This window comes from Actinoplanes sandaracinus, from assembly GCF_030009775.1.
GTDB lineage: Bacteria > Actinomycetota > Actinomycetes > Mycobacteriales > Micromonosporaceae > Actinoplanes > Actinoplanes sandaracinus.
On the sequence record NZ_JASCTH010000011.1, the window covers coordinates 257,952 to 281,426 of the forward strand.

A 23,475-nucleotide genomic window follows, 5' to 3' on the forward strand; every position below is an offset into this window, starting at 1 on the left:
TTTTTGTCCTTGTTTGTTCGCCACCATGATCGGGGGGGGGACCCTTTGCCGGTCCCCCCCCACTTTCATGAGGCCGTCAGGCGCCCGCCGGGAGGCGAGCGCCGCACCGCGACGACAGCGATGTCGTCGGCCTGCGCACGTGCCCCGGTGAGCCGGGTGAGCAGCCGGCGGCAGAAGACGTCGAGATCCGGCTCCACCTGGGCGGCCTCCGCGGCCAGGGCGGCGAGGCCGACGTCGAGGTCGGCGTCGCGCCGCTCGATCAGCCCGTCGGTGTAAAGCACCAGCGTGCCACCCGGCGGCAGGGTGTATTCGAGTTCGGCCCGCGGTGGCGCGCCGATGCCGAGCAGCACACCGCGCGGTTCCAGGAAACGCACTTCGCCGTCGACGTGCACGAGGGGCGGCAGGTGCCCGGCGCTGGCCATCCGGATCCGGCCGGTGGCCGGTTCCAGGGTGAGCAGGCAGAGCGTGGCCGAGTCGGCCGGCAGCACGGTCCGCATGAAACGGTTGACCAGTTCGAGGACGGTTCCCGGGGAGTGGCCCTCGACGGCGTAGGCGCGCACCGCGTGGCGGATCTCGGCCATCACGGTGGCCGCGTGCAGCGAGTGGCCGGCCACGTCGCCGATCGCCACCAGGAGCCGGTCGTTGAGCACCGTCAGCTCGTAGAAGTCGCCGCCCACCTCGGTCTGCGCGCTGGCCGGCTCGTAAAGGACGGCCAGGTCCAGCCCGGCCACTTCGGGCAGCCGCGACTGGAGGAGGCTGCGCTGCAGGGTGACCGCGATCCGGTGCTCCTCGTCGAAGGAGCGCTGTGCCTCGACGGCGGCGGCGACCGCTTGGGAGAGCTGCCGCAGCACCGGGAAACCGGGGGTCTGGGACCGCCCGGGCACCGCGACGTAAACGGGGGGCCGGTCGATGCGCAGCCGGGCCGCCGCGACCGCGACGGTCTCGCCTTCCGGCCAGTCGGCCACGTCCCAGTCGGCCGGGTCGTCGCTGCGGACCAGCGACCCGACGGCCACCCGGTGCCCGGGGACGGCCCAGCGGCGGATGGTGGCCGGCTTGCCCGCCGCGGCGAGGCTCTCCCCCTCGGACGTCTCCGCCACCACGACGACGGGCCCGCCGAAGATGTCGCCGGCGCCCTCGGCGGCAGCCGCCAGCAGGGCGGGCAGCGTCGGCGCCGAGTTGATCGCCAGGGTCGTCTCAGCCAGCCGGACCATCCGCTCGGCGAGCAGTTCGGCGCGCTGCCGGGCGCGGTAGTAGCGGAGCACGGCCTGGGCGGTGGCGATCAGCTCGTCGGGCTCGATCGGCTCCACGAGGTAGGCGTCGGCTCCCCGGTTCAGTCCCTGGGTCCGGTCGTTCACGTCCACGGCGTGCGCCGACACATGGATCACCGGCAGTACCCCGTACCGATGATCGGTCTTGATCGTCTCGCAGACGTCGAAGCCGCTCATGTCGGGCAGTTTCACGTCGAGGACGACCAGGTCGACCTCGATGCCGGGCTTGAGGAGACGGGAGAGCGCCGCTCCGCCGGTCTCCGCCTCGATGACCGTGAAACCGGCCCGGGTCAGCCAGCTGACCAGTAGGTATCGCTTGGTGGCGCTGTCATCGACAACGAGGACGGTGGCAGGGATCATGACGTGAAGGGGAGCCGGAGGGTGAACGTGCTGCCCTCGCCGGGTGTGGAGTCCACCCACAGCCCGCCACCGAGGATCCCGGCGAGCCGCCGGGCGTAAGGCAGGCCGAGGCCGGTGCCTCTACCGCTCACCGGTTTGCTGCCGGGCACCTGGTAGAACTCCTCGAAGACGCGTTCCTGCAGCTCGTGGGGGATGCCCGTGCCGGTGTCCGCCACGACGAACTCGATGTCGTCGTCGACCCGGCGCACGCTGAGCCGCACCGATCCGGCCTCGGTGAACTTCAGCGCGTTGGTCAGGAGGTTGCGCAGCACCTGGGCGAGCAGCACCTCGTCGGAGCGGAGGCGGGCCACGGCCGGCTCCTCGACGGAGAACTCCACCTCGGGCCGAGTGGCGAGCGGCCGCAGCGTGCCGCGCAGCTGGCCGAAGACCGCCCGGAGGTCCACTTCGGACCAGTTCGGCTCGATCCGTCCGGCCTCGGCCTTGGCCAGGTCGAGCAGGCCGTTGACCAGGGTGAGCAGGTCGCTGGCCGAGGTTCGGATCAGATCCACCTGGCGGCTCTGCTCGGTGGTGAGCTCGTCGGAACCGGAGTCGGTGAGCAGCCGGCCGAGCCCGATGATGGCGGTGACCGGGGCCCGCAGTTCATGGCTGACGTTGGCCAGGAAACGGCTCTTCGCCTCGCTGGCGGCTCGCAGTTGCGCCGACTTCTCGTCCAGTTCGGCGTAGAGGGCGACCACTCCGCGGTTGGTCTCCTCCAGCTCCTGGGAGAGCTGGTTGTAGAGGGCCATCACGCCGCGGTTGGTCTCTTCCAGTTCGGCGTTGAGCCGGGCCAGGTCGTCACGCTGGGCACGCACCTCGTCGAGGGCGGCGATGAGTTGCTGGTTCTGCACGGCCAGCTCGTCCAGCGGGGTGCCCGGCACATGCCGGCCCAGCTCGGCGCGGATCTCGTCCATCCGGTCGGGGGTCAGCCGAGGGGCGCCCAGCGGCAACCGCCGAGCCATCCGGACGACCGTGCCGGTACCGCCATCATCGACCTCCATCGTGTCGACCAGACGGCCGACCTGTCGCAACTGATCCGCGAGCCGGGCCGCTTCCTCGGCCCCCGGCTGCGCCATCGTCACCTGAAGGGTAGGTACCCCGATCGGCTCGATGGTGAACGCCACCTCGGTGTACTGCCCGGCGGGGAGCAGCACCCGGGCCACCTCGCTGAGCGCGGTCGCCACCCGGGTCTGGTCCTGCGACTCCATGCCCACCGCCCGGGCCACTTCCCGGCCCAGCTGCCGCACCACGAAGATGTCCTGCTCGACCCGCAGGCGCATGCGCATCAGCGGCTCGGCGGTCATGAGAACCGCGCCACCAATACGCCCGCGTCGTCCCGGCGGGTGCCGGCGTCCCGCAGCACGGTGGCCGCGATCACCGCGGGCGTGCGGATGAGCAGTCCCGGACTGTCGGCCGCGTTCCACCGGTCGACCACGCCGTCGCTGTGCATCAGCACGATCGCGCCGGGGGCGAGCGGGTAGTCGTACTCCCGGACCTGCCGTCGTTGATGTCCGGCGATGCCGGGCATCGAGACCATGCCGCGTCGGCTGCCGTCGGGCGCCAGCACGGTCCCGGAGATGTTTCCCAGGCCGGCGTAGCGGATCACCGCGGATTCCCGGTCCGCCTCGGCGACGGCGAGCGCGGCGCCCCGGGTGTGCCCGAGGGCGCGGTGCAGGAGCTCCACCATCTGGGCGGGCGGAACAGCCGGCGCTTCCCGGAACACCCGCACCGCCTCGTGCGACGCGGCAGCGGCCAGTCCGCCGTGGCCCAGCCCGTCACTGACCAGCATCTGCCGGCGGCCGTCGATCTCGCGGACGGCACACGCGTCGCCGCTCACCGACTCGCCGGTCAGCGGCCGGGTCAATCCCGCCGCCCAGCTCGGTTCCGGCGCGACGCCCGGCCAGACCTGCACCACCAGCACGGTGCCTCTGCCCGGCACCGAGTGCAGGTCCCACCGGCTAGCCTGGCGCAGGATCGCGCCGAGCCCGATGCCGAGGGTCCCGGCCGTGGAGTGCCCGTCACCGATCGCCCGGTCGACGTCGGCCATCCCGGGCCCGCTGTCGACCGCGATCAGCTCCACGCCCGCCTGGTCGGCGGCGCGTACCGCACGCACCAGGATCGTTCCCTGGTCAGCGTGTTTGACCAGGTTGCCGGCCGCCTCGGCGGCGACGATCGAGAGATCCGCGACGCGTTTCTCCGGCATGGCCAGGTCGGCGGCGAGGCGTTCGGCGGCCCGCCGCACGGCAGAGGCCGTCCCCGGCTCCTCCACCCGGAACCAGACCCCTCCGTCCAGGAGTCCTTCGGGTTGGGAAGCCACCGCTCCTCCGCTCATCGGCACCATTTGACCACGGTGATCGTGGTGCCCTTGCCCACTTCGGTGTCGATCTCGAACTCGTCGACCAGCCGCCGGGCGCCGCTGAGGCCCAGACCGAGTCCGCCACCGGTGGTGTAACCGTCGGTGAGAGCCAGTTGCAGGTCGACGATGCCGGGCCCCTGATCGGCGAAGACGATCCTGATGCCGCCGCGCCGCTCGTTGTGGACTCGGGTCACCTCGACCTCGCCACCGCCGCCGTAGACCAGCGTGTTGCGGGCCAGTTCGCTCGCCGCGGTGACGAGTTTGGTCTGGTCGACGAGCGACAGTTTCACCGCGACCGCGACGGTACGCACCAGCTGCCGGACCCGGACGACATCCTGATCGGTCACGACCGGAAGGCGCTGGCTCTCCTCGTTCACGAGGTGGTTACCGCTGCCGGGTCGTCCTCGTCCTCGTCGTCGGCCGGCTCGTCGCCCACATCGCGCTTGCCGAGCAGCGCGATGCCCAGCTCGACGTTGAGGGCTGTCCGGATGCCGGGCAGGGACAGACCGAGTTCGACCAGCGTGATCGCCACCGCCGGGCGCATGCCGACGACCACGGTCTCGGCGTCGAGCACCCGGGAGACCGCGGCGATGGTGGCGAGGGTACGGCCGACGAACGAGTCGACGATGTCGAGCGCGCTGATGTCGATGATCACGCCGTGGACGCCGGTCGCCACGATCCGCTCGGCCAGGTCCTCCTGCAGCTGGAGAGCGACCTGGTCCTCCATGTCGATCTGGATCGAGACCAGCAGGATGTCGCCGATCTTCAGGACCGGGACGCGTTCCACGTCAGCGCTCCGTCCGCTTGGCCCCGGGGCTTCGCTGACCGGTCTTGTGCAGCACGTGCCGCAGCGCGTCGGCGAGTGACGCCTTGGTGGCGATGTCACCGAACTCGATGCCGAGCGCGACGATGGTCTGCGCGATCTGCGGGCGGATGCCGGAGATGATGCAGTCGGCGCCCATCAGGCGGGCCGCGACGACGGTCTTGAGGATGTGCTGGGCGACCTGCGTGTCGACGGCCGGCACACCGGTGATGTCGATGATCGCGTACGGCGAGCCGGTGTCCACCAGCGTCTGCAGGAGCCGCTCCATCACCACCTGGGCCCGCGCCGAGTCGAGCGTGCCGACCAGCGGCACGGCGACCACGCCCTCCCACAGCTTCACCACCGGGGTGGAGAGCTCCAGAAGCTGCTCGGCCTGGTCGGCGATGAGGGACTCGCGGACCCGCACGTAACTGTCGAAGGTGAACAACGCGGCCCGGTCGACGAACCCGGAGAAGGCCACGTAGTCCTTCAGGTTGGCGGCGTCACCGAGGGCTTCCAGCGCCGCGTCCTTGAGCGCGTAGACGCTGACCGCCGTCTCGGTGGCGGTGAAGCCCTGCCGCGCCCGGTGGTTGGAGAGTTCGGTGAGCTGGGCGCGCAGCTCGGCGGCCGCCTCGTCACCCAGATCGGTGGCCCCGGCGGCGAACGCCTGTTGGAAGGCGCGCTGCAGATCGGCGGTCTGCCGGCCCAGTTCAGCGCTGCTCAGCCGGCCCCGCAGGTTCGCGGCCACCAGTTCGGTCCAGCGGGCCACCATGGGTTCCGCATGTCCCGATAGCAGATCGGCGAAGCGACCCGCTTCGTCCGGACTCAGCGGCATCGCTGTCTCCCTCTACCTACTACGCGATCGTGCGCAACGGCCGGACTTTACCATCAGCTTGTCCGTTAGTTGCTGTAAGCCAAGTAACGGGCGGACGGCGAAGGCACGTCCCGTTCTGCGCATCATCGGGTGCGTGGAGTACCGTTCAGCAATAACTGGAGGTCCGCGAATGTCCCTGACGGTACAAACGGAACAGCGTGACGACATGGTGGTCGTGTCGGTCGCTGGTGAGCTCGACATGGCAACCGCCCCCCAGCTGCAGGATCAGATCAGTGACCTGCTGGAGAAGGGCCGGACCCGCCTGGTCTTCGACCTCGCCGAGGTGTCGTTCTGCGACTCGACCGGGCTGTCGGTCTTCGTGCGCGCCAAGAACAGCACCGACGACGCCGGCGGCACGGTCCGCCTGGCCGCCCCGCAGCGTGGGGTGCTGCGCATCCTCGAGGTGAGCGGGCTGGTCGAGGTGCTGCACACCTACCCGACGGTGGATGAGGCGGTCGCCGCCGAGGAGCCTGCCCTCGACTGAGGTCCGGTCGGCGTAGTTTGTCGTCGACCGGTGACGGGCACCCCGTTGCCGGACTGAACCCCCGGCCCCTGGGAGTGTGCCTGTGAGCAAGATGTTCCAAGGCTTCAAAGACTTCATCATGCGCGGCAACGTCGTCGACCTCGCGGTCGGCGTCGTTATCGGCGCTGCCTTCACCGCGGTCGTCACCACTTTCACCTCAGCGTTCCTCAAGCCGCTGATCCAGCTGCTCAGCGGCGGCGAAGGGCTCAAAGCCGGCAAGTGGACCGTTCGCGGCGTCGAGTTCGACTACGCGTCGTTCGTGAACGCCGCCATCACCTTCCTGCTGACGGCTGCGGTGCTCTACTTCCTGGTCGTCTTCCCGCTGAACCGGCTGGCCGAGCGCCGCCGCCGCGGCGAGGAGCCGCCGCCGAAGGCCCCCAGCGAAGAGGTCAAGCTGCTCACCGAGATCCGCGACGCGCTGCTGCGCGGCCAGGGTCACCAGGTCTCCAACAGCGCCCTCGACGAGGTGCTGGGCCGCCGCCCCGAACCGCCCCGCTGACACGTCGGCGAAAAAGATCCGCCCTCCCGGCACTGTTCGAACACATGTTCGATACAGTGCCGGGATGGAGCAGCGTAAGCACTGGTGGAACAGTAAGTGGGGGCGCATAGCGCGCAAGGACGTCTACTTACGCACCAGCGGTGATCAGTGGTATGTCGAGCAGCGCGCCGGCGGCTCGGACGGGGTTTCGCACTTCTTCGAGTACGACAGCGAGGAAGCCGCCCTCGACATGATCCGCGCCCTGCTCACCGGGCCCGACGAGTGGCGCGAGCTGTCGGTCCGCCCGTCGGACAGGTGACTCAGGCGGCCCGGTCCTCCCGATGCCGTGCGGTCAGCGGGCCGTGCGGCGGCGGCAGCAGGCGCAGTCCCGGCCGGGGAGCGTCCTGGTTCGTCTCGGTGTCGAAACGCGCCCGCCAGCCCTCGCCGATCCGGGCGCCCGGTGGCGGCGCCTCTCCGCCGACACCCCGCGACAACGCCACCACCAGCAGATACCCGGCGATCACGAATCCGTGGCCGACCAGCCGGCCGACGTCGACCCGGCCGCCGGTCAGGTCGGTGACCGAGATCAGCAGCAGCATCCCGACGAACGCGGTCAGCATCGGCAGCAGGCCGGCCGGCCTGGTGCGGCGCAGCCCGATGAAGAGGTAACCGGCTCCGACCGCGACGTTCCACGCCGCGGACTCATGCCAGAGGTGGCCCTGCGTCGCACCCAGCCCGTTGTGCCCGTGCCCGGCGCTCGCCCCACCGCCGACCTGTGTCAGTCCCAGGATCAGCTGCACCGCACCGACCACGGCCAGAGCCACGTAGAGCAGCGCGGCCACCGGAAGACGCCGCCGCGGCGCGGGTCGCTCCGGCAGCGCGGCCAGGATGGCGGCGGTGAGGTCCGGCACGTCCGGCACCGCGGCCGTACGCGTCAGCCGGTTGACCACCGCCGCCCGGTCCAGCCAGGCCCGGCAGCCGGCGCACCCGGCCAGGTGTTCGTCGACCAACGGGCGCAGCGCCGGGTCGTCCTCACCGTCCAGCTGCGCGGAAAGCAGATCCCGCCACCGCTCACATGCCATGACTGATAGTCGCCCGGAAATCGTTCATAGTTCCCGGCGGGGTCACTGATGTTCCTGGCCGAGCAGTCGGCGCCGCTCCCGGAACGCCCGCAGGTTGGCCGTGTTGCCGCAGGTGCTGACGTCGTGCCAGACGCCACTGTTGTTGCGGGAGGTGTCGAAGAAGGCCGCCCGGCAGGCCGGGTTGTTGCAGAGTTTGAGTCGTGGCCAGAAGCCCGCCTGCTGAGCCAGCAACGCCTCGGCCCACAGCGCCGACGCCAGCCACCGGATGCCCCGACCGGTCGGCACCACCCGCACCCAGCCCGTCCCGTCCGGCACCAGGCTCACCTGCACGTCGGCGGGCGGCAGCAGGGAACCGTCCGGTTCCGGGTTGGACCCGGCCAGCACGACGTATTCGAAGGCGGTCCGCAGCCGGCGCATCGAGCGCAGATCGGCGGCGGAGAGCAATAGCGTGGGTGCGGGCAGCCCGGAGACGTGCGACCAGATGCCGAGCGTGTCGGTCACCCACCATTGCGCGTCGTCGACGGTGTTCAGCAGGTCCGCGGCATAGGACATCGCCGGACGGGTGTTCAGCAGTTCCTGGACGAGAGCGAAACCACCGGGCGCTTCCCGTACGCCGTGCCGCGCGCTCGCCTTCCATGACATAGCCAAATCGTACTCGGCTCTTTTTCGGGCCGCCCCGGAGCGCCACCCGCCCGGGTGGACGGCCACCGATCATCGGTGGACGGTTGTGAATGAGTCTCTAGACTTCACCTGTGCGTAGAGCTCTCACGATCACGATCGCCGCCGCGGTGACGATGACTCTCGCCGCCGGTTGCGACTCGGAGACCACGGCGGCGGACGGGCCGGCGCCTTCCGTACCCGCATCCTCTCCGATCGCCGCGCCCACGGCGTCGGCTGAGCCCTCCGCCGCCCCTTCCGCCTCCGCGTCCGCGCCGGTCCCGCCGGCGCCCCGGAAATTGAAGAGCGGCGCCAAAGGCGCCGACGTCCAGGCGCTGCAACAGCGTCTCAACGAGCTCGGTTACTGGAACGGCGAGGCCGACGGCAAATTCGGTTCGACCACCCAGCAGGCGGTCTACGCCCTGCAGAAGGCGGCCGGCACCGGCCGCGACGGCGCGGTCGGCCCGAAAACCCGAAAGGCCCTGGACCAGGGGGTACGCCCGAAGGCGCGCTCCACCAGCGGCACCTTCGTCGAGATCGACCTGAAACGTCAGCTGCTGCTCCTGGTGACCGACGGTCAGGTCACCCAGATCTTCAACACGTCCACCGGCTCGAACGAGTATTACGAGCAGGAGGGCGAGACCTACCTGGCCGACACCCCCCGCGGGAAGTTCAAGGTGGGCCGGCAGATCGACGGCTGGCGCGACGCCCCGCTCGGCATGCTGTGGCGCCCGAAATACTTCAACGGTGGCATCGCCGTGCACGGCGCCCCGAGCGTGCCGCCCTACCCGGCCTCGCACGGTTGCGCCCGCGTCTCGATCGCCGCGATGAACTGGCTGTGGAAGAACGACGCCATCCCGCTGAAGACGCCGGTCTGGGTTTACTGAACAGTCTCCAGCGCCCGCGGCCTCCGTCGTGGGGCCGGGATCACCGGCGCGTACCCGGGTGGCCACGCCGCCCCGTGAAGCTCCGCGCAGAGGACCACTCCCAGCCACGGCACCCACGGCCCGGCGATCTCCACGGTCCGCCGGCCGCCGACGTCCACGGTGAGCGCCCAGTCGTCCGGCCGTGGCCGCAGTCTGGTCACGGTGCGTAACGGGTACTCGTCCGCGCCCAGGATCAGCCGGTGACTGGTGATGACCGCGAGCCGCCGGCCCGCCCCGGTCACGTCCACCGGAAACCACCCGTACTGCTTCTCCCCGGCCCGCAGCGGAATCGTGGGACTCACCGCCGCCGGGCGCCCGCCACGCTCCACGAGCCCAGCCAACATGCTCATCGACTGGAATCCGGCCAGTAGCTGCTCAGGGTCGTACACCGACAAAACGCTTCTCCGATCTGGACGACCGCCCAACGCGGCCCGACTCGACCCTGGCACGTCGGGGCCGTCACGCACAGCGCCAACACAGCGTTCTGCCGGGTCACCCAGACTTTCCGACGTTCCCGGCTAACCCGACAGAGTGGAATCAAACCCCTGCAAGGCGTCACCGAGCCACCTTCCGGGCCGCCTGCGGTAGAGCCCGCGCGAGCGGCGTCCGGCCGTGCCATCCCCACCGAGGCGGAGATGGCACGGCGAGCCGGCAGCGGTCCGGGCCGGGCAGCGCCCTTCCCCGTCAGCCACGGGCGAGGTGCAGACCGATGTTCGCACCGAGGCCCTGGCCGTACGCGAGCTGAATGAGCAGTTCCACGGCCGGCTCCAGGTAGCGGGCGTTGGACAGCGGGCCGGCGTCGATGGCGTCGAAACCGAGCTGGATGCCGAGGTCGATGACGGCCCGCTTGGCGCCCGCGTCGTCGCCGGCGACCGGCAGCAGCTGTGCGGCGCCGCCGAGGGTGGGCGTGCCGAGCGTGGCGGCGAAGATCGTGTTGAACGCCTTGACGACGTGCGACCGAGGCAGTCGCTCGGCCACCCGCTCACCGCCGGAGGTGGTGTGGCCGACGGTGAGCGACATGAAGTCCGCGGCGAGCGGATTCGTCGCGTCGATCACGACCTTGCCGGCGAGCGCGTCGCGGACCTCGTCGGTGAGCAGGTCGTCGATCGCGGCGAACGGCACCGCGAGCACGACGTGGTCCGCGACGGTGGCGGCGTCGACGGCGGTGCCGATCTCCGCGCCCGAAGCCGCCGCGGCGGCGGCGAGCCGGGCCGAGGCGGGGTCGCTGGCGACGAGCGTGACGTGGTGCCCCAGCGTGACCAGCCGGGCGGCGAGAGCGGATCCGACGTTGCCGGCGCCGAGCATCGCGATCTTCATGGTTCTCTCCTTGATCCGTCCTGACCCGGGAACTCCGGGGGTGGTTCGAATTCGAACTACACGGCGAACGCTACACCTCGTTCGAATTCGAATCAACTGGTACCGTGCTGACATGACGGAGCGATGGCTCGACGAGACCGAGATGCGAGCCTGGGTGGCCTTCCTGGACACCAGCAACCTGTTGCTGAGGCGCATCGACCAGCAGCTACGCGAAGACGGAGGGCTGACCCAGCCGCAGTACGAACTGCTCACCCGGCTCGCCGAGGCTCCCGGGCAGCGCATGCGGATGGCCGAGCTCGCTCTCGCGCTGGTCGCCTCCCGCAGCGGACTGACCTATCAGGTCAGCCAGTTGGAGAAAGCGGGCCTGGTCCGCCGGGAGGCCTACACCGGAGACGACCGGGGCATCCTCGCGGTCCTCACCGAGCAGGGCGAACAGGCATTGCACCGCGCCGCACCCGGGCACCTGCGGGTCGTCCGCGAGAACCTGATCGACCTGCTCGACCGAGACCAGCTGGCCACCCTCGCCGACACTCTCAGCCGCGCCCGCGCCCACCTGCGCGCCACCGGCGGGGCCTGATCCGGTCGAGCCGGGCGCTTCCGCCCGGACTACACAAGGGAGCGGTGTCAAACACCACACCGGACGGGTTCCACGGGCGACCGGTCCGGCCGTCATGGTCATAATCTCGTTCGGCCATCACCGAAGATCGATTACGGTGCGCGCCGCAACGGGGAGACGTCTTGCGCTTACGCAACAACCTGGCACTGCTGTGTCTGGTACTCGTGACAGCGGGCTGCACGCCGGACAGCGGGGGCCCCTCGTCATGGCCGGATCTGGTGCGGTCCGCCCGGGAGCACGCCGAGCGGCTCGACCGCGACCCGGTCATCGCGGTCGTCGACAGCGGTGTCGAGGCCACCCACCCCGCCCTGCGGCAGCAGGTAGTGCAGGCGTGGAGTGCGCCCGGCCTGCCGGACGGACGGTCACCGCATGGAACACAGATCGCGGGGCTGATCGCGGGCCGCCCGCACGGCGAGTTCTCCGGCGGTCTGGTGGAGCGGGCACGCCTGCTGGACGTACGGGTTCTCGACGACACCGGCCAGGCCGGTCCCGGCGCGGTCGCCGAGGGCATCGACTGGGCCGTCGCCGCGGACGCCGCCTACATCGTGACCAGTTTCGGGACCGAACGCGACGATCCGGCGTTGCGTGCCGCCGTCGCACGGGCGGTCGGCGCGGGCGTCGTCGTCGTCGCGGCGGCGGGCAACGGGTTCGGCTCGTTCGACTTCTACCCCGCGGCCTATCCGGGAGTCGTCGCCGTCACCGCTCACGATGGCCACGGCAAGCGGCTGGCCCTGGCGAACGGCAAGGCGGCGGACCTCGCGGCGCCCGGCAACGACCTGCTCGCACCCATCCCCGGCGGCCGGTACCAAACGATCAACGGCACGTCCGCGGCCGCGGCCGTGGCGGCCGGGGTGATCGCCGCCTGCCGGGACGCCGGGACGCCGCCGGATCCGGCGGGACTCGGCACCGTCTCCTTTCCGGAAGGCGACGTCCCGGCACTCGAATGTCAACAAGGCAAGGAGTAACACCACCCGTGTTCAGATTCGCATCCGGCATCGGCATCGCTGTTGCCACGTCACTCGTTCTCGGCATCGGTGTGGCGCCGGCCGCCGCGTCACCGATCGAGCCGTCGGACACCGGCCTGGTGGTCGTCGACGGCATCGTCGACCCCGAGCTGCAGTCGGTCGCGACCTTCAAGGCCGAGGTGACCGAACCCGGCGAGCAGGGCCTGACCAAGGTCGAACTCGAAGACCCGGCCGGGGTCTCGGGCACCGCGGTCGTCGCCCTGGAGGACGACCGGTTCGACCCGATCGCCGTCGAGGCGGAGATCGACGGGCAGGTGGTACGCGAGGAGTTCGTCGTCGAGGAGTTCCTGCCGGTCGGCGACGAGGACTTCGTCGCCCGGCTGCGAGCCACCAGCTCCGGCGAGATCCTGCACATCGACACCACCGCGGTGCAGCAGCAGGCCATTCCCGTGATGATCGTCCTCGGCGCCCTGGCCCGGCTGGGCCTGAAGTACGCGATCCGCTGGTACGGCAAGACCCAGGTCAAGAAGTCGGTCAAGTCGTACCTGCTCAACAACATCTCCGCGGACAAGTGGAAGCACATCATGGAGCCCAAGCACCTGTGGTCCGCGGTGGGCGCCCGCAGCCGTGAGGAGGTCGCGGAGCTGATGGCGCGTGCCATGGCCGAGGGCAGCCACACCACCTACAAGAAGAGCGCGATGAAGGCCGTGTGGAAATACAAGGGCCGTACCATCGAGGTGACCTACGCCAAGAACTCCGGCCACGTGTCGAACGGATGGGTGGTTCCGTGACGGACCTGCGCGCCCTCGTCGCCGCGGGTGACCCCGTCTCCCGGCACGACGCGCTCGCCCTCGCCGCGGGCATGTCGGTGAAGGCCGTGCACGAGCAACTCGACGAGACCTTCCTCGACAACCACGCCGAGTCGGCGTCGGCCTTCTTCCAGGCCTGGTTGCCCCGGCTGGAGCCGTTCGAGCGAATGCAGGCGACCGACTGGGTGACCACCGAATACCTGCTGAGCATGGTGCACGTGGAGCACTCGTACGGCATCGCCGCCCGCCTGCAGCTGGAGGCGGTCACCGCCGCCGCGGGCGCGCTCGCCGAGACGCTTGACGACTTCGGAGCCTTCGCCGACGGCCCCGACGCGGAGATCAGCAAGAGCGTTCCGGATCGGCTGGAACAGCTCGCCCAGACGGTCCGTGGCGTGGCCGCGAAGCTCGCGACCGAGGTCGACGCGCTGCCCCCACGAAGTGAGGCGAGGGCCGGCCGGAGATCCCCGCGATGTCCGGCCGGCCCACCGTCATCCCGGCCCCGACCGCAACGGTGAGGCGCTCGTTTTCCACTGAAGGACGCCCTCGCCGGGCGGGCCTGGCGGACGGCCGTTACGGTCGGAGCATGTCGGGTAGTGCCATGATCGCTTACGAGACCAGCCGTGACGGCATCACCTTGCGTGCCGCGCTAGCCGGGGAACTAGATCTCGCGGACGCCGACGAGGTCCGCGACAACCTCGCGGCCGCCGCGCAAGCCTCCCAATGCCAGGTCCTGGAGGTCGACGTCTCCAACGTGACGTTCATCGACTCGTACGCGCTGGGCGCGCTGGTGAGCGCCCGCAACACCGCCGCGGCGGCGGGCGTCACACTGACCTTGGTCAATCCTTCGCCGCCGGTCGGCAAGGCCATCCAAGTCACCGGGTTGTCCGTCGTCTTCGGGCTCAGCCTCTGAGGCTGCCGGTGGGGCGCTGTTCGCTTGACAGCCTCAGCGCGCCTGCGATCATGTCAGGGATGGGTCCGCCTAGGCTTCGTCGTCTTCGCGGGTAACCCGCACCTTGCGGGCTGCTAGCTCAATGGCAGAGCTGAGCTTTTAACCCTCAGGATTCCTGCGACATAGATCTGCTTCATGCCGTTTGAGCTGCGGAAACATCGGAACCCGGTGTCGATCATGGAACCAGGTCGCTCCTAGGTCGCTCGCCTGTCGCCTGGCTGTCGATTCGTCCGTAAGGTGTACCCGGATCGGGCGTGTGGTGCCCGAATGGGGCACTGCGAAGCGGGCCCCGCACTCTGCGGTCCCGGTGTTAGCGCCAAGACCTGGCGTCAATCCGTCCCTGGCCGAGCGGCCCACCGATGTCGTCGGCTTCCTGGCCGCGCTGGCCGACGTGCGTGACTGGAACGTAACGTATGGAAGCGGACGCCCCACTTTCAGTGGGGCGACCTAGCTGCACCCCGACTTCGCCATCGTCGATGCCACCGGACTCGACGCGGACGTTGAGACGGTCAACGACGGCAAGCTCATCGTGCTGCGTCTCGGCCCGTCGCGATGCTCCGCGACCAGAGCCGCGAGTTGGGGAAGGCGACGGTCCGGCAGCTCGCTGCCCGAACCGTGCTGGCCGACGGCCGGCCGCTCCCCGAAGCAAATCCGCGCCGGAAGCAAGCACTGGCCGCCGAGGGCACCGCGTGACCACCGGTCCACTGCCGTTCGATCCCAGCCGTTTCACAGTCCACGCGCAGTGGGGGCCACGGCCTAGTTCCATCGACGGACTGGACCGCTGACGACCCCGGCAGAACACCTCGCCATGGGCGCCCCGTTTCCCAAAGCGTCGGCCACGAACTACTTGACCGTTCTCACACCGGAATGGATGACGGATCGAGTCTGACACCCTTGCACGTCCACCGACACGACCGACTCGGCGGAACCTCCACGAACACGAGAAAGCCGCCGGACCAGTACGAATGGAACTCTCGGCACCCGCACCGTCACGATAAGCCCGTCGGCGTCCGCCTCTACCCCACTCACATGATTCGCTTAAGCTACCTGGCACTTCCCCTGGGTCTGGCTCCGCGCGCTTTGCGAAACCGCGTCCTCCACGGTGATACCCGCGGCCCGTAGAGCGCCGATTCAGGCTGGCGGATCAACATGGCCACGGCGAGCGAGGCAGCAAGCCATGTCGGGTCCAGGTACATCGATGAAAGGCTCACAATGTGTAGCGGCACCCAGAGGGGGAAGAAGACCAGCAGGCTCAGAACACGGAACCGGCGCGGACGCCGACGCCGACCGAAAACCCACAATATGATGACCGAGATGACCCCTTCCACCAGGTAGAAGACCAGGATAGGAAAGATTTTGGTCACTAGCTGGAGCAGAGTGGGATCGCCGGAAAAGTAGATCTTACCCTCCGACCAAAGCCAGGCGTAGGAGAGCAGCACTCCGGCGAATTGAGCCGCCATGTAAACAGCAAGCCACGTGAGAGACCATCGCACGAACAGCCTCGCCGGCCATGCGGCCTGTTTCACTACTGCAGATTGCGCTTTGCCCGTCATTGCTGAACACCATTGTTCCCGGTCACATCCCGGCCCGGTAGCCGGCCGCTAAGAAAACCCGTCGCCCCCGCAAGCCGACAACCTGACCACGGGTGGCGCTGGTCCAAAACTGCTTCACGTAATCAAGAACGGCCCGGCCGAAGCCGGGCCGCGCGCACTCGCTCAAGGCCTACGGCCCGGCGCACGCCTGTCGACAGTGAGCAACACAGATCCGAGAAGCCAGGACCGCAGTGGATGGGTGCGAGCACACAGCATCAGCGCATCGGTGCACGTCGATTATTTCCGCTATTGACGGCAACCGTGACGGCAACACCGACGTAACCTCGCCGCCGTCCGCGCATGCCGCATCACCCCGACTAGGCTGGGTGCCCTTCTGTAAGACTCCCGGTGGCAGCCTAAAAGCAACGACATGTGTTCCACGTCCCGCGTAACACCGCATCCTCGGAACCCTCCAAGAGCGCTAACGCCCGCTTCCCACTCGCAACACAATCAAGTGTCGACATCCTCACATTTCCAGTAGATCGGACAGTGCCCGCAAGGCTAGATTCAGGTTTGGGCGATCAATGCCCGCGCCTTCGACGTGAATAAGTATTTTAGCCTCAGGGGGGTCACCACACACATCAACGTAGACGGCCATGCAAGACTTGAGCATATTAAGATACGCCGATTCGATGTCGGCATCGGTAGCCGCGTCCGACGCGGTTTTGATCGACATGGGAGGAGTTGCCAGTATCAACCGCGGCGCCCCATCCCCGCGGTTATTGATCAGCGCCTGAGCTAACCCGACTATGGGCGAACCGCCGTACCGTTCATGAGCTAGAACGAAATTCAGAATTGCGGCATCGCAATCTTCACCTGCCTCCGGAACGGAACCCAAACGGAACTCGAGCTGCTCTCGCGCACCAAGAACGGCTCTACAGGAGTCGACGGTTGCTTGCCGCGAGGCGGCGATGACGTATCTCACCGGCAGCCCACACCAGAACTCATGCTCGGCATAATCGACGGCCTGCCGAGAAGTTTTAACTGGTCATCGGTAAGTGCTACGCCGCCGCTTTTGACGTCAACGGCCGTCATGCGTGCATCTTCCGGAAGATCTGAGAGTTTTACCGTAGTCCGGAGCATCGTATATGGCCCCTCTTTCGGGTACGCGCCGTACGCGTACCTCGCGTACTGGGAAGCGCCTTCCTCACTGAAGGCAAAGTATTTAATTCCTTGCGTGCTGCTCCACTTCCGAGTATTTGTGACATCCCTAAGCTCGGATTCGGTGACTGCGCGCCAGAGGTAGATCTGCCCGGGTTTAGGTTCGCCACCTTGGTTGTGTACGAGGACCGGCGTGTTGCCGGCGAGCACATAGTACGTGTGGATGTCGGCAACGGTCAGGTTGTATGCGGGCCCGAACTGGGAGTTGGCCGCGTCGAAGCCGGTGACCCTTGCGGTTCCGGTCGGAGTGCGGACGAGGTCGCCGGCGTCGAGCTGCTCGGCACCTTGCCACTGTTTGTCGGACTCGTTCCAGAACGGATGGTCTTCGGTGGTGAGCAGGCGCTGGCCGTCGACGGTGATGCCGGAGAGGTCATCGTTGTGCACCCAGATGGTTTCGATTTCGCGGGGCCCCTGCTCGCCCGTCTCTGGGTCGGTGGCTAGCACTTCGTCGCCCTCGTGGAGGTCTTTGAACTTCTTTGTGGAGCCGTCTGCCATCAGCACTTGAGTGTCGCCGTCGAAGCTTTTCGCTCCGGCGCACATTTTGGCTGCCCTGGACGCTGCTGCGGATCCGCCCTCTTCAAGTGCTTGTGAGCCGAGCTTTGCGGCTCCCGCGGTACCGGCAACTACGGTGCCCGGGGCCACTGAGTCGAGGGCGGCGTCACCGGCACGCGTGGCGCAGACAACAACAGCTTCGAGACAGACGATGGCACCGCCGATGGTCACAACACCAACAGCGACAACAGCGACACCGCCGAGGGCCTTTCCGGCAATGCATCCCCAGTCCCTTTGGGCGCAGCTGTAGTCTTTTCGGCCGTCGTAGTCGAGATCGAATTCGGTCATCTCTGGGCGGCTGATGTATCCGTCTTTGTCAAGGTCGAAGGCGGCGCCGTGCGGTGACCCGTCGTTCGTTCCGGTTGCCGGGTTGTGGGTGATCGGGTATTTGGTTTTTCCCGTCGGGTGACATTCGAGGGACGTGCTTTTCGCACACTTGTCGGGGGTGTAACCGGGGTCGTGCCAGGGTCGTGGGTCGAGTCCGTCGGGATCGCTTTGGGTGATGGGGCTGTTGTTGGCGTAGTTGTAGCCGTTCCATTGTTGCGGGTCGGCGAGGTCCATGAGGGGATCGACGGATATGAAGCGCCCGAGATCACGGTCGTAGCGGCGGGCGCCGATGTTGATCAGGCCGGTGGGGTCGGTGTCGCCTCCGACGAAGGTTTTGTTGTTGACCCACATGGGGTTGGTTCCGCGTTCGCTGCCGTAGGGGGTTTGGCGGCGGGTGGTGACGGCTTGGGTGCCGGCGTTGATGCTGATCTGCTGGGTGCCCTGGTGGTCACTGAAGAGCCAGGTCAGATCGGTGATGGCGGACGATGCCGTGCGGGAGGCGAAGGTGGTGCCGGCGAAGCTGTAGTAGCGGGTGCCGGTGTTGGTGGTGCCTTCGCGTCGGATCTCCTGGCCGGGTAGGTAGAGGGTGGTGCCGGTGGCGTCGCGGCGGATGAGGCGGTCGCCGTTGGCGTCGTAGACGCTGGCTTCGATGGTGTTGGCGCCGGTGGTGACGGTGGCGAGTTCGCCTTCGGCGTCCCAGTTGAGGGTTTGGGTGTTGGTGTTGGTGTCGCAGTTGTTGCTGGTGCTGCCTGCGGTGGGGCGGCAGGTCATGTTGCCGTTGGCGTCGTAGCGGTACTGGGTGGTCGTGGCCGGCCGGCTGCCAGCGGTGGTGGTCATGCTGGTGACCGCGTGGGGACGGACGACGTTCGGGCCGCCGACGGGCATGGCGTAGTCACGGATGGTGTTTCCGGCTGCGGCGTGGGTGGTTTCGGTCTTGCGGGAGCCGGTGTCGGTGAAGGTCCAGTCCTGCCAGTAGGGGGCCGGTCCGGCGAGGTCGCCCACGGTGGGGTCGGTGGTGCAGGGCAGCTCGGGTTTCGGGGTCCAGGCGGTGGTCAGGCGGCCGAGGGGGTCGGTGCGGAAGCACTGCTTCTCGCCGGCGCCGACGGCGGGCTTCTCCTCGATGGAGAGGATGTTGCCGGCTTCGTCGTAGTCGTAGTTACGGTCGGAGACCGTTCCTGCGACCGTCTGGCGTCCGACGGTGGTGCGCTGGATCCGCCGGGTGCTTTCGTCGCGGTAGATCGTGTCCTGCGCCCACGGGTTGTCGCGCATCTGGTAGTTGGAGCCGGTGCGTTCGCCGTAGGCGGTGAAGTACGCGGTGGCCATGGTGCCCTCCCAGCCGGTCAGGCTGGTGTCAAGGCGGGCAGGCATGCCGGTGCTGGGGTGGTAATGAGTGGTCAGTTGCTCGGTGACCAGGCCACCCCCGGCCGGGTAAGAGAGGGTCGTCGGCTCACCGGTGGCCCCGGCATAGCCGAAGCCGACGATGTAGGTGCCGTCCAGGCCGGTCTCGGCGGTGGGGATGACGTAGTTGACGCCGGTCGGCTGGTAGCGGCCGTTGAAGCCGCGGACCTGCCATTTGTAGGCGTTGGCGGAACCGGCGGGTTCGTAGCGGACGCTCTGGGTGAGCTGTCCCCGGAAGCCGGGCGTGGTGTCGGTGAGAGTGTCGTAGCGCAGATCGATACGTAGCGGCCCGGTGGCGGAGTCGTCGCGGACCTGCTTTTTACGGCCGAGGGTGTCGTAGCTGAACCAGAGCTTCTCGCCCCGAGCGTCGGTGGTGCTCTCCAGCTCGTTGAAATCGTTGTAGGCGAGGTCAGTCTTGCCCTTGTCGGGATCGATGCTGCGGACGAGCCGGCCCTTGGCGTCGTACGTGCTGGTCCACTCGTTCTTGTCGCTGTCGCTGACCTTGCTCTGCTGGTCCTTGCGATTGAACGTGTAGGTCGTCTCGGTGTAGGCGCCGTTGACCCCGGCAGGGGTCGTGTGCTGCCGCAGGGCGGTCACCCGGCCGGCGATGTCCGTCACCGTGGTGGTGGGAGTGCCGCCGCGCGGAGGCGTGACCTTGGTCAGGTCCCCCTCGTAGGCGGTGGTGGTGCGCCACTTCTCGACCAGGTTGGTGATGTTGTCGCCACCGAGAAGGATCGAGGCGGTGGGTCGGGAGGCGCGGTCGAAGACGGTCTTGCCGACTGTCGGCACCGACCATTCCGGCTCCCACCACAGCACACCGGACGGCGCGCCCGGCTCGGCATGGGCGCCGTAGCTGGTAGCAGCCCGGCCGAACTCGTCGTAGATGGTGTCGGTGACGACCCGGTCGCCGCCGCCGCCCTTGGACAGGGTCTGGGTCTGCCGGGGCCGCAGCAAGGCGTCGGAGATCTGGTAGGAGGTGATGTAGTTGGCGGCGGCGTTCAACGTCTGCGACCGGACGTACGGGTAGGCGTCACGGTTGGCCGCGAACTTGTACTCGTACTGCGCTGACGGTTTGGTGGCGTTGGCGGCGCGAGTCCAACCGAGTTTCCACACCCGTGCTACCCGGCCCATAGCGTCGTAGTCCACGTCGGCGGTGATCCGGCCGTTCGGGTCGGTCTGTTTGGTGGCCGAACCCCAGTACGGGTTGGTGTCGACAGTGGAGGTCCAGCTGAGCGGGTTCTTGGTGCTGACCTTGGTCACCGGCCCGCCGACGGCGGGTACGTAGGTGGCCTCGCTGACGTTGTTCCTGATGTCGGTGGTGGTCTTCGCCCGGCCCGTGGAGTCGTAGGTGAACTGGGAGACCGTCTGCCACACCGTGCCGGTGCCCGGAGTCCAGTCCTTGAGCTGCTCGACCTTGGTCGCTGATCCGTAGATCGGTGCCGTGGTGAGGCTGCCGGCGCCGTCGAAATAGGTTCGGGTGTCGGCGACGACATCGTCGCTACTGGCCGGCGAGGCACCGCAGGTCAGAGCGGTGGTCAGGGTGCGACTGACCGTCCCGGTCAGATTCTTGGCGGTGTTGCGGTTATACGTGTGCGAGACACACTTCTCGTCGCCGGTCTTGCTGGTGTCGCCGTCGTCCTGCGACCAGTTGACGGTTCCGTAGGTGTGGTCGAAGTCGCTGCGGCTGCTGGAGGTGCGCCAGCCGCGGCTGCCGTCCACGCCCAGCGCGGTCGCCGAGTAGGTGACCTGTGTGTTGACGTAGCGGGCTTCAACGGTATCGCCGTTGATCGTGCGGCTGGCGAGTGGGTTGGACCGCCACGGCACACTCACCGTCTTCGACACCGGCTTGGAGACGACGCCGTTGAAGGTGGCCTGCTCACGGATCATGCCGGCGAACTGGTCGTGGTCGTAGACCGTCTCGGAGCCGACCGAGGCGGGAACGGTGACGGGCCGGGTTCCGCCGGAAGGTGCTGCCCGGTCGCCGTGCATGCCGCGCAGGAACTTGGTGACCGTCAGTGTGCGGGTGTCGGCCTCGTCACCGACGCTGGTGCGAACCTCGGCGTAGCCGCGCCACTGGTCCCAGGTCTTGCGGTTGGCTGGGACCAGACCGTCGTCGTCGGCGTAGTGCCAGGCGGGAGCACCGACGTATTCGTAGCGGGTGTGCTTGGACGGCGCCGGATGATCATTCGATATCTGGAGGTCGTCTTCGGCGACGTGGGTGACGAGGTACTTGTGCCACCATTCCTCGACCATGACGTCGCCACCGGGGTCGGCGTTGCTCGGGACCTTCACCGGATAGCAGCGGCGGGTGTTGGTGTGTGCCTTCAGCGAGCCGATGATCGCCTCGGTGCAGTCCGGCTCGGTGTAGTCGACCTTGATCCGGGCGCCGGTCTCGGTGACGATGCTGGAGATCCGCAGCCAGTTGTTGGTCGAGGTGTTCTCGGTCAGCACCCGGTTGGGCATCGACTTCGCTTCGAAGGTCACCGGCGGCAGGTTTACCTGCCCGCCGACCAGACCGGCATGGTCGATCTTCTCAAGCCAGAGGCCGGTGTGGGTGGTGTCGGCGGTGGCCGAGAACGTGTGGGTGAGTGTCCACGAGTCCACGTCCTGCCACTTCGGCGTCGCGACGGTGGTGTCCCACACCCGGGTCGTGACCGTCTTGAGCCGCTTGGTGGTCCAGAACGTCGGCGAGAACTGTTTCGGGCACGACGTCGCGGAGGCTTTGCAGTTCTGGTCCCAGGGGGTGTCTTTCCAGTTCGCGGTCGTCGGGGCGCTCTCGGTGCCGCAGTTGGTGAAACACCGGCCGTCGGTGGTGAACTCGATCTGGGCGTGCGGGTTGGTGTTGCGTTCGGTGACACCGTGGACGGCCTGGGTCCGGTCGTAGGTGCCGTAGTCGATCCGGGTCAGGTAGCCGGCCCGGTCGTAGGCGGCGGTGGAGGAGTCGGTGGCGTTCTGCGCGTACTTGTTGGTCTCCTTGCCGTACCAGTACGACATGGTGTTACCGCGCACGTCGACGACATAGTCCAGGTTCCAACGATAGGCCTGCACACAGTCGGAAGCCATGAAGCCGCTCTGATGGCAGGGCTCGCCGGAGTGGTTACCGAAGACCGGAACGTTCAGCGTCGAGTTCGTGGGATCGGTTTCGCCGGGAAGATCGTCGAGGCCGAAGTAGTACTGGGTGCCGTCGGCGGTGGTGACCCGCCAGTGCTCTCCCACGCCGTCCTTGGCCGCGTCACCGGTGTCGCCGTTGCCGGCACCGGTCAGCTTCTCGATCTTGGAGCCGTCCTCGGTGCGATTGTGCCAGCCCTTGCCGGCCTGAAAGACCAGCTCGCTGCTGGAACCACCGAGGCTCACCGTGGCGTTGTCCGACCGCCAGCACAGGTCGCCGATGTATTTGGTGCTGTTGGCGCCGTCCTTGGAATCCTGCGCGCACGGCACGTAGCGGCGCTCGATGAATCCAGGTGTGTAGTCGAAGCCCTCACCGATCCAGGACGGCTGGTTGTTGGTCACCTCGGAACGCCCGTCCACCGCTGCCGAAGAATAGGCCAGGGAGGTGCCCGGCGTCGGCCCAGCCGCGGGCGGTACCCGCATCGGATAACTCCAGGAGAACTCACCGGAGTTGCCGCCCGCCGACCACGTCGAGGACGGTGCGAGGCTGGTGGCGGTGAAGTCGCCGCTGTCACCGGACGGCGCGGCCGCCAGCGCCACGAAGGAACCGGTGGACGCGGCCGCAGTGGTCCTGGCCGCGGCGGTCATGTTGACGGCGCCGGTGGCGCCCGAGTCGACGGCTACCGTCGCCGACACCGTGCCCGCGGACTTGTCGACGGTCGAGGGCAGTGCCACCGAGCGGCAGTCCGCCGCCGCGGGGGTGTCGAGTGCGCAGCGCGGCACCTGCCACAACTTCAGGCGCGACGCCCAGTCCGCGCCGTACGCCTTCTGGAACTCACGGTAGTCGACCGACAGCCGCGTCTTTTTCGAACCGGCACCCTGCGGCGCGGTCATCCGTAGCACCATGCCGTCGCGCCAGGCTTCCGGGACGGTGGCACGGTCGATCACCTGCACGTCCAGGCGAGACAGCCGCGAGCCGCCGGCCTCGGGGGCATCGGCCACCCAAACGGGCAAGGACCCGACCTTGACCTTGTGGGCGGCGGTCGCCGCACGAGTCGTAGCAGTCCCAGCGGCCGTCAGGTCCACCCGGGCAGTCACCGGTGCCGGCCACACTGGTACGGCCACCGGTATGTCACGCACCGGCTTCTGTGACCAAGCCCGTCCTTTGACCGGGCCGCCATCACCGTCGAGCTTCTCGACCGGCGGCGGCGACGGCTCTCGCGACGGCGTGGTCGGGGCCCCCGCGAAGGCGGGAACAGCCAAACCTGATATGACCATGACATTAGCGAGCGAACCGACGAACAGCCGATTCCAGCGGC

Annotated in this window: 23 protein-coding genes; 10 read left to right on the forward strand and 13 right to left on the reverse strand. The window is 68.2% G+C overall.

From position 1 onward, the window contains the following. Positions 1 to 65 precede the first annotated feature (65 nt). From QLQ12_RS18955 to QLQ12_RS18980, 6 genes are read right to left on the reverse strand one after another with little or no spacing between them, the layout of a single operon-like run. Entirely contained in the window at positions 66 to 1,628 is a 1,563-nt protein-coding gene (locus QLQ12_RS18955; protein WP_282761511.1) for a SpoIIE family protein phosphatase, read from the reverse strand. Continuing rightward, positions 1,625 to 2,968, reverse strand: coding sequence for a sensor histidine kinase (locus tag QLQ12_RS18960; protein WP_282761512.1), 1,344 nt, complete (start codon positions 2,966 to 2,968; stop codon positions 1,625 to 1,627). The genes QLQ12_RS18955 and QLQ12_RS18960 overlap by 4 nt, the downstream gene beginning before the upstream one ends. Further along, the gene (locus QLQ12_RS18965) at positions 2,965 to 4,005 is read right to left on the reverse strand and encodes an ATP-binding SpoIIE family protein phosphatase (protein WP_407651502.1); all 1,041 of its coding nucleotides are present in this window, start codon (positions 4,003 to 4,005) and stop codon (positions 2,965 to 2,967) included. Before QLQ12_RS18965 ends, QLQ12_RS18960 begins: the two co-directional genes overlap by 4 nt. After that, positions 3,993 to 4,397, reverse strand: coding sequence for an ATP-binding protein (locus QLQ12_RS18970; RefSeq protein WP_282761514.1), 405 nt, complete (start codon positions 4,395 to 4,397; stop codon positions 3,993 to 3,995). The genes QLQ12_RS18965 and QLQ12_RS18970 overlap by 13 nt, the downstream gene beginning before the upstream one ends. Continuing rightward, positions 4,394 to 4,807 carry an STAS domain-containing protein gene (locus QLQ12_RS18975; RefSeq protein WP_282761515.1) on the reverse strand — a complete coding sequence of 138 codons (414 nt, stop codon included), beginning with the start codon at positions 4,805 to 4,807 and terminating at the stop codon, positions 4,394 to 4,396. The genes QLQ12_RS18970 and QLQ12_RS18975 overlap by 4 nt, the downstream gene beginning before the upstream one ends. 1 nt (position 4,808) lies before the next feature. Beyond that, entirely contained in the window at positions 4,809 to 5,657 is an 849-nt protein-coding gene (locus QLQ12_RS18980) for an STAS domain-containing protein (protein WP_282761516.1), read from the reverse strand. A 169-nt stretch (positions 5,658 to 5,826) separates the two neighbouring features. Between QLQ12_RS18980 and QLQ12_RS18985 the strand changes: the two genes are divergently transcribed. The 3 genes from QLQ12_RS18985 (at position 5,827) to QLQ12_RS18995 (ending at position 7,016) form a co-directional block, all read left to right on the forward strand. Then, entirely contained in the window at positions 5,827 to 6,180 is a 354-nt protein-coding gene (locus QLQ12_RS18985) for an STAS domain-containing protein (protein WP_092549777.1), read from the forward strand. A 91-nt stretch (positions 6,181 to 6,271) separates the two neighbouring features. Further along, positions 6,272 to 6,718: a large conductance mechanosensitive channel protein MscL gene (mscL, locus tag QLQ12_RS18990; RefSeq protein ID WP_282761551.1), complete on the forward strand. Its 447-nt coding sequence runs from the start codon at positions 6,272 to 6,274 to the stop codon at positions 6,716 to 6,718. Positions 6,719 to 6,782: 64 nt separating this feature from the next. Further along, positions 6,783 to 7,016 (forward strand): hypothetical protein, encoded by a 234-nt coding sequence (locus QLQ12_RS18995; protein ID WP_282761517.1) that lies wholly within the window; start codon positions 6,783 to 6,785, stop codon positions 7,014 to 7,016. 1 nt (position 7,017) lies between these two features. Here the strand turns inward: QLQ12_RS18995 and QLQ12_RS19000 are convergent, their stop codons facing one another. Continuing rightward, on the reverse strand, positions 7,018 to 7,779 hold the full coding sequence (locus QLQ12_RS19000; RefSeq protein WP_282761518.1) for a zf-HC2 domain-containing protein: 762 nt from the start codon (positions 7,777 to 7,779) through the stop codon (positions 7,018 to 7,020). A 42-nt stretch (positions 7,780 to 7,821) separates the two neighbouring features. Continuing rightward, positions 7,822 to 8,421: a CGNR zinc finger domain-containing protein gene (locus QLQ12_RS19005; protein ID WP_282761519.1), complete on the reverse strand. Its 600-nt coding sequence runs from the start codon at positions 8,419 to 8,421 to the stop codon at positions 7,822 to 7,824. 110 nt (positions 8,422 to 8,531) lie between these two features. Here QLQ12_RS19005 and QLQ12_RS19010 point away from each other — a divergent pair, with 110 nt between their 5' ends. After that, positions 8,532 to 9,323, forward strand: a complete 792-nt coding sequence (locus tag QLQ12_RS19010) for a L,D-transpeptidase family protein (protein WP_282761520.1) — start codon at positions 8,532 to 8,534, stop codon at positions 9,321 to 9,323. Here QLQ12_RS19010 and QLQ12_RS19015 read toward each other — a convergent pair. Continuing rightward, on the reverse strand, positions 9,317 to 9,751 hold the full coding sequence (locus tag QLQ12_RS19015) for a hypothetical protein (protein ID WP_282761521.1): 435 nt from the start codon (positions 9,749 to 9,751) through the stop codon (positions 9,317 to 9,319). The two genes, QLQ12_RS19010 and QLQ12_RS19015, sit on opposite strands and share 7 nt — an antisense overlap. Positions 9,752 to 10,046: 295 nt before the next feature. Continuing rightward, positions 10,047 to 10,874 carry an NADPH-dependent F420 reductase gene (locus QLQ12_RS19020; protein WP_407651503.1) on the reverse strand — a complete coding sequence of 276 codons (828 nt, stop codon included), beginning with the start codon at positions 10,872 to 10,874 and terminating at the stop codon, positions 10,047 to 10,049. Here QLQ12_RS19020 and QLQ12_RS19025 point away from each other — a divergent pair. The 5 genes from QLQ12_RS19025 (at position 10,792) to QLQ12_RS19045 (ending at position 13,979) form a co-directional block, all read left to right on the forward strand. Further along, a complete protein-coding gene (locus QLQ12_RS19025; RefSeq protein WP_282761523.1) occupies positions 10,792 to 11,256 on the forward strand; it encodes a MarR family winged helix-turn-helix transcriptional regulator in 465 nt (154 codons plus the stop codon). The genes QLQ12_RS19020 and QLQ12_RS19025 overlap by 83 nt on opposite strands. A 161-nt stretch (positions 11,257 to 11,417) precedes the next feature. Further along, entirely contained in the window at positions 11,418 to 12,260 is an 843-nt protein-coding gene (locus tag QLQ12_RS19030) for a S8 family serine peptidase (protein ID WP_282761524.1), read from the forward strand. 8 nt (positions 12,261 to 12,268) lie between these two features. After that, entirely contained in the window at positions 12,269 to 13,051 is a 783-nt protein-coding gene (locus tag QLQ12_RS19035) for an SAR2788 family putative toxin (RefSeq protein ID WP_282761525.1), read from the forward strand. Then, positions 13,048 to 13,584: a hypothetical protein gene (locus tag QLQ12_RS19040; RefSeq protein ID WP_282761526.1), complete on the forward strand. Its 537-nt coding sequence runs from the start codon at positions 13,048 to 13,050 to the stop codon at positions 13,582 to 13,584. Before QLQ12_RS19035 ends, QLQ12_RS19040 begins: the two co-directional genes overlap by 4 nt. 68 nt (positions 13,585 to 13,652) lie before the next feature. Continuing rightward, complete coding sequence (locus QLQ12_RS19045) at positions 13,653 to 13,979, forward strand: STAS domain-containing protein (RefSeq protein ID WP_282761527.1); 327 nt, start codon at positions 13,653 to 13,655, stop codon at positions 13,977 to 13,979. A 1,082-nt stretch (positions 13,980 to 15,061) separates the two neighbouring features. Here the strand turns inward: QLQ12_RS19045 and QLQ12_RS19050 are convergent. The 3 genes from QLQ12_RS19050 to QLQ12_RS19060 form a co-directional block, all read right to left on the reverse strand. Next, complete coding sequence (locus QLQ12_RS19050; RefSeq protein WP_282761528.1) at positions 15,062 to 15,571, reverse strand: hypothetical protein; 510 nt, start codon at positions 15,569 to 15,571, stop codon at positions 15,062 to 15,064. A gap of 505 nt (positions 15,572 to 16,076) precedes the next feature. Next, positions 16,077 to 16,535, reverse strand: coding sequence for a hypothetical protein (locus tag QLQ12_RS19055; protein WP_282761529.1), 459 nt, complete (start codon positions 16,533 to 16,535; stop codon positions 16,077 to 16,079). After that, positions 16,532 to 23,170, reverse strand: a complete 6,639-nt coding sequence (locus QLQ12_RS19060; RefSeq protein ID WP_407651504.1) for an RHS repeat-associated core domain-containing protein — start codon at positions 23,168 to 23,170, stop codon at positions 16,532 to 16,534. The genes QLQ12_RS19055 and QLQ12_RS19060 overlap by 4 nt, the downstream gene beginning before the upstream one ends. A 115-nt stretch (positions 23,171 to 23,285) precedes the next feature. Here QLQ12_RS19060 and QLQ12_RS47080 point away from each other — a divergent pair. Continuing rightward, positions 23,286 to 23,475: hypothetical protein (locus QLQ12_RS47080; protein ID WP_407651505.1), on the forward strand; the 190-nt coding region annotated here is incomplete at its 3' end.

What these genes read in the sequence shown, in the direction of transcription:
- QLQ12_RS19000 (WP_282761518.1), bottom strand. Translation starts at nt 7,779, where the DNA reads ATGGCATGTGAGCGGTGGCGGGATCTGCTTTCCGCGCAGCTGGACGGT.
- QLQ12_RS18965 (WP_407651502.1), bottom strand. Translation starts at nt 4,005, where the DNA reads ATGGTGCCGATGAGCGGAGGAGCGGTGGCTTCCCAACCCGAAGGACTC.
- mscL (WP_282761551.1), top strand. Translation starts at nt 6,272, where the DNA reads ATGTTCCAAGGCTTCAAAGACTTCATCATGCGCGGCAACGTCGTCGAC.
- QLQ12_RS18980 (WP_282761516.1), bottom strand. Translation starts at nt 5,657, where the DNA reads ATGCCGCTGAGTCCGGACGAAGCGGGTCGCTTCGCCGATCTGCTATCG.
- QLQ12_RS19025 (WP_282761523.1), top strand. Translation starts at nt 10,792, where the DNA reads ATGACGGAGCGATGGCTCGACGAGACCGAGATGCGAGCCTGGGTGGCC.
- QLQ12_RS19045 (WP_282761527.1), top strand. Translation starts at nt 13,653, where the DNA reads ATGTCGGGTAGTGCCATGATCGCTTACGAGACCAGCCGTGACGGCATC.
- QLQ12_RS19050 (WP_282761528.1), bottom strand. Translation starts at nt 15,571, where the DNA reads ATGACGGGCAAAGCGCAATCTGCAGTAGTGAAACAGGCCGCATGGCCG.
- QLQ12_RS18995 (WP_282761517.1), top strand. Translation starts at nt 6,783, where the DNA reads ATGGAGCAGCGTAAGCACTGGTGGAACAGTAAGTGGGGGCGCATAGCG.
- QLQ12_RS18955 (WP_282761511.1), bottom strand. Translation starts at nt 1,628, where the DNA reads ATGATCCCTGCCACCGTCCTCGTTGTCGATGACAGCGCCACCAAGCGA.
- QLQ12_RS19020 (WP_407651503.1), bottom strand. Translation starts at nt 10,874, where the DNA reads ATGCGCCTCAGCAACAGGTTGCTGGTGTCCAGGAAGGCCACCCAGGCT.
- QLQ12_RS18985 (WP_092549777.1), top strand. Translation starts at nt 5,827, where the DNA reads ATGTCCCTGACGGTACAAACGGAACAGCGTGACGACATGGTGGTCGTG.
- QLQ12_RS18960 (WP_282761512.1), bottom strand. Translation starts at nt 2,968, where the DNA reads ATGACCGCCGAGCCGCTGATGCGCATGCGCCTGCGGGTCGAGCAGGAC.
- QLQ12_RS19005 (WP_282761519.1), bottom strand. Translation starts at nt 8,421, where the DNA reads ATGTCATGGAAGGCGAGCGCGCGGCACGGCGTACGGGAAGCGCCCGGT.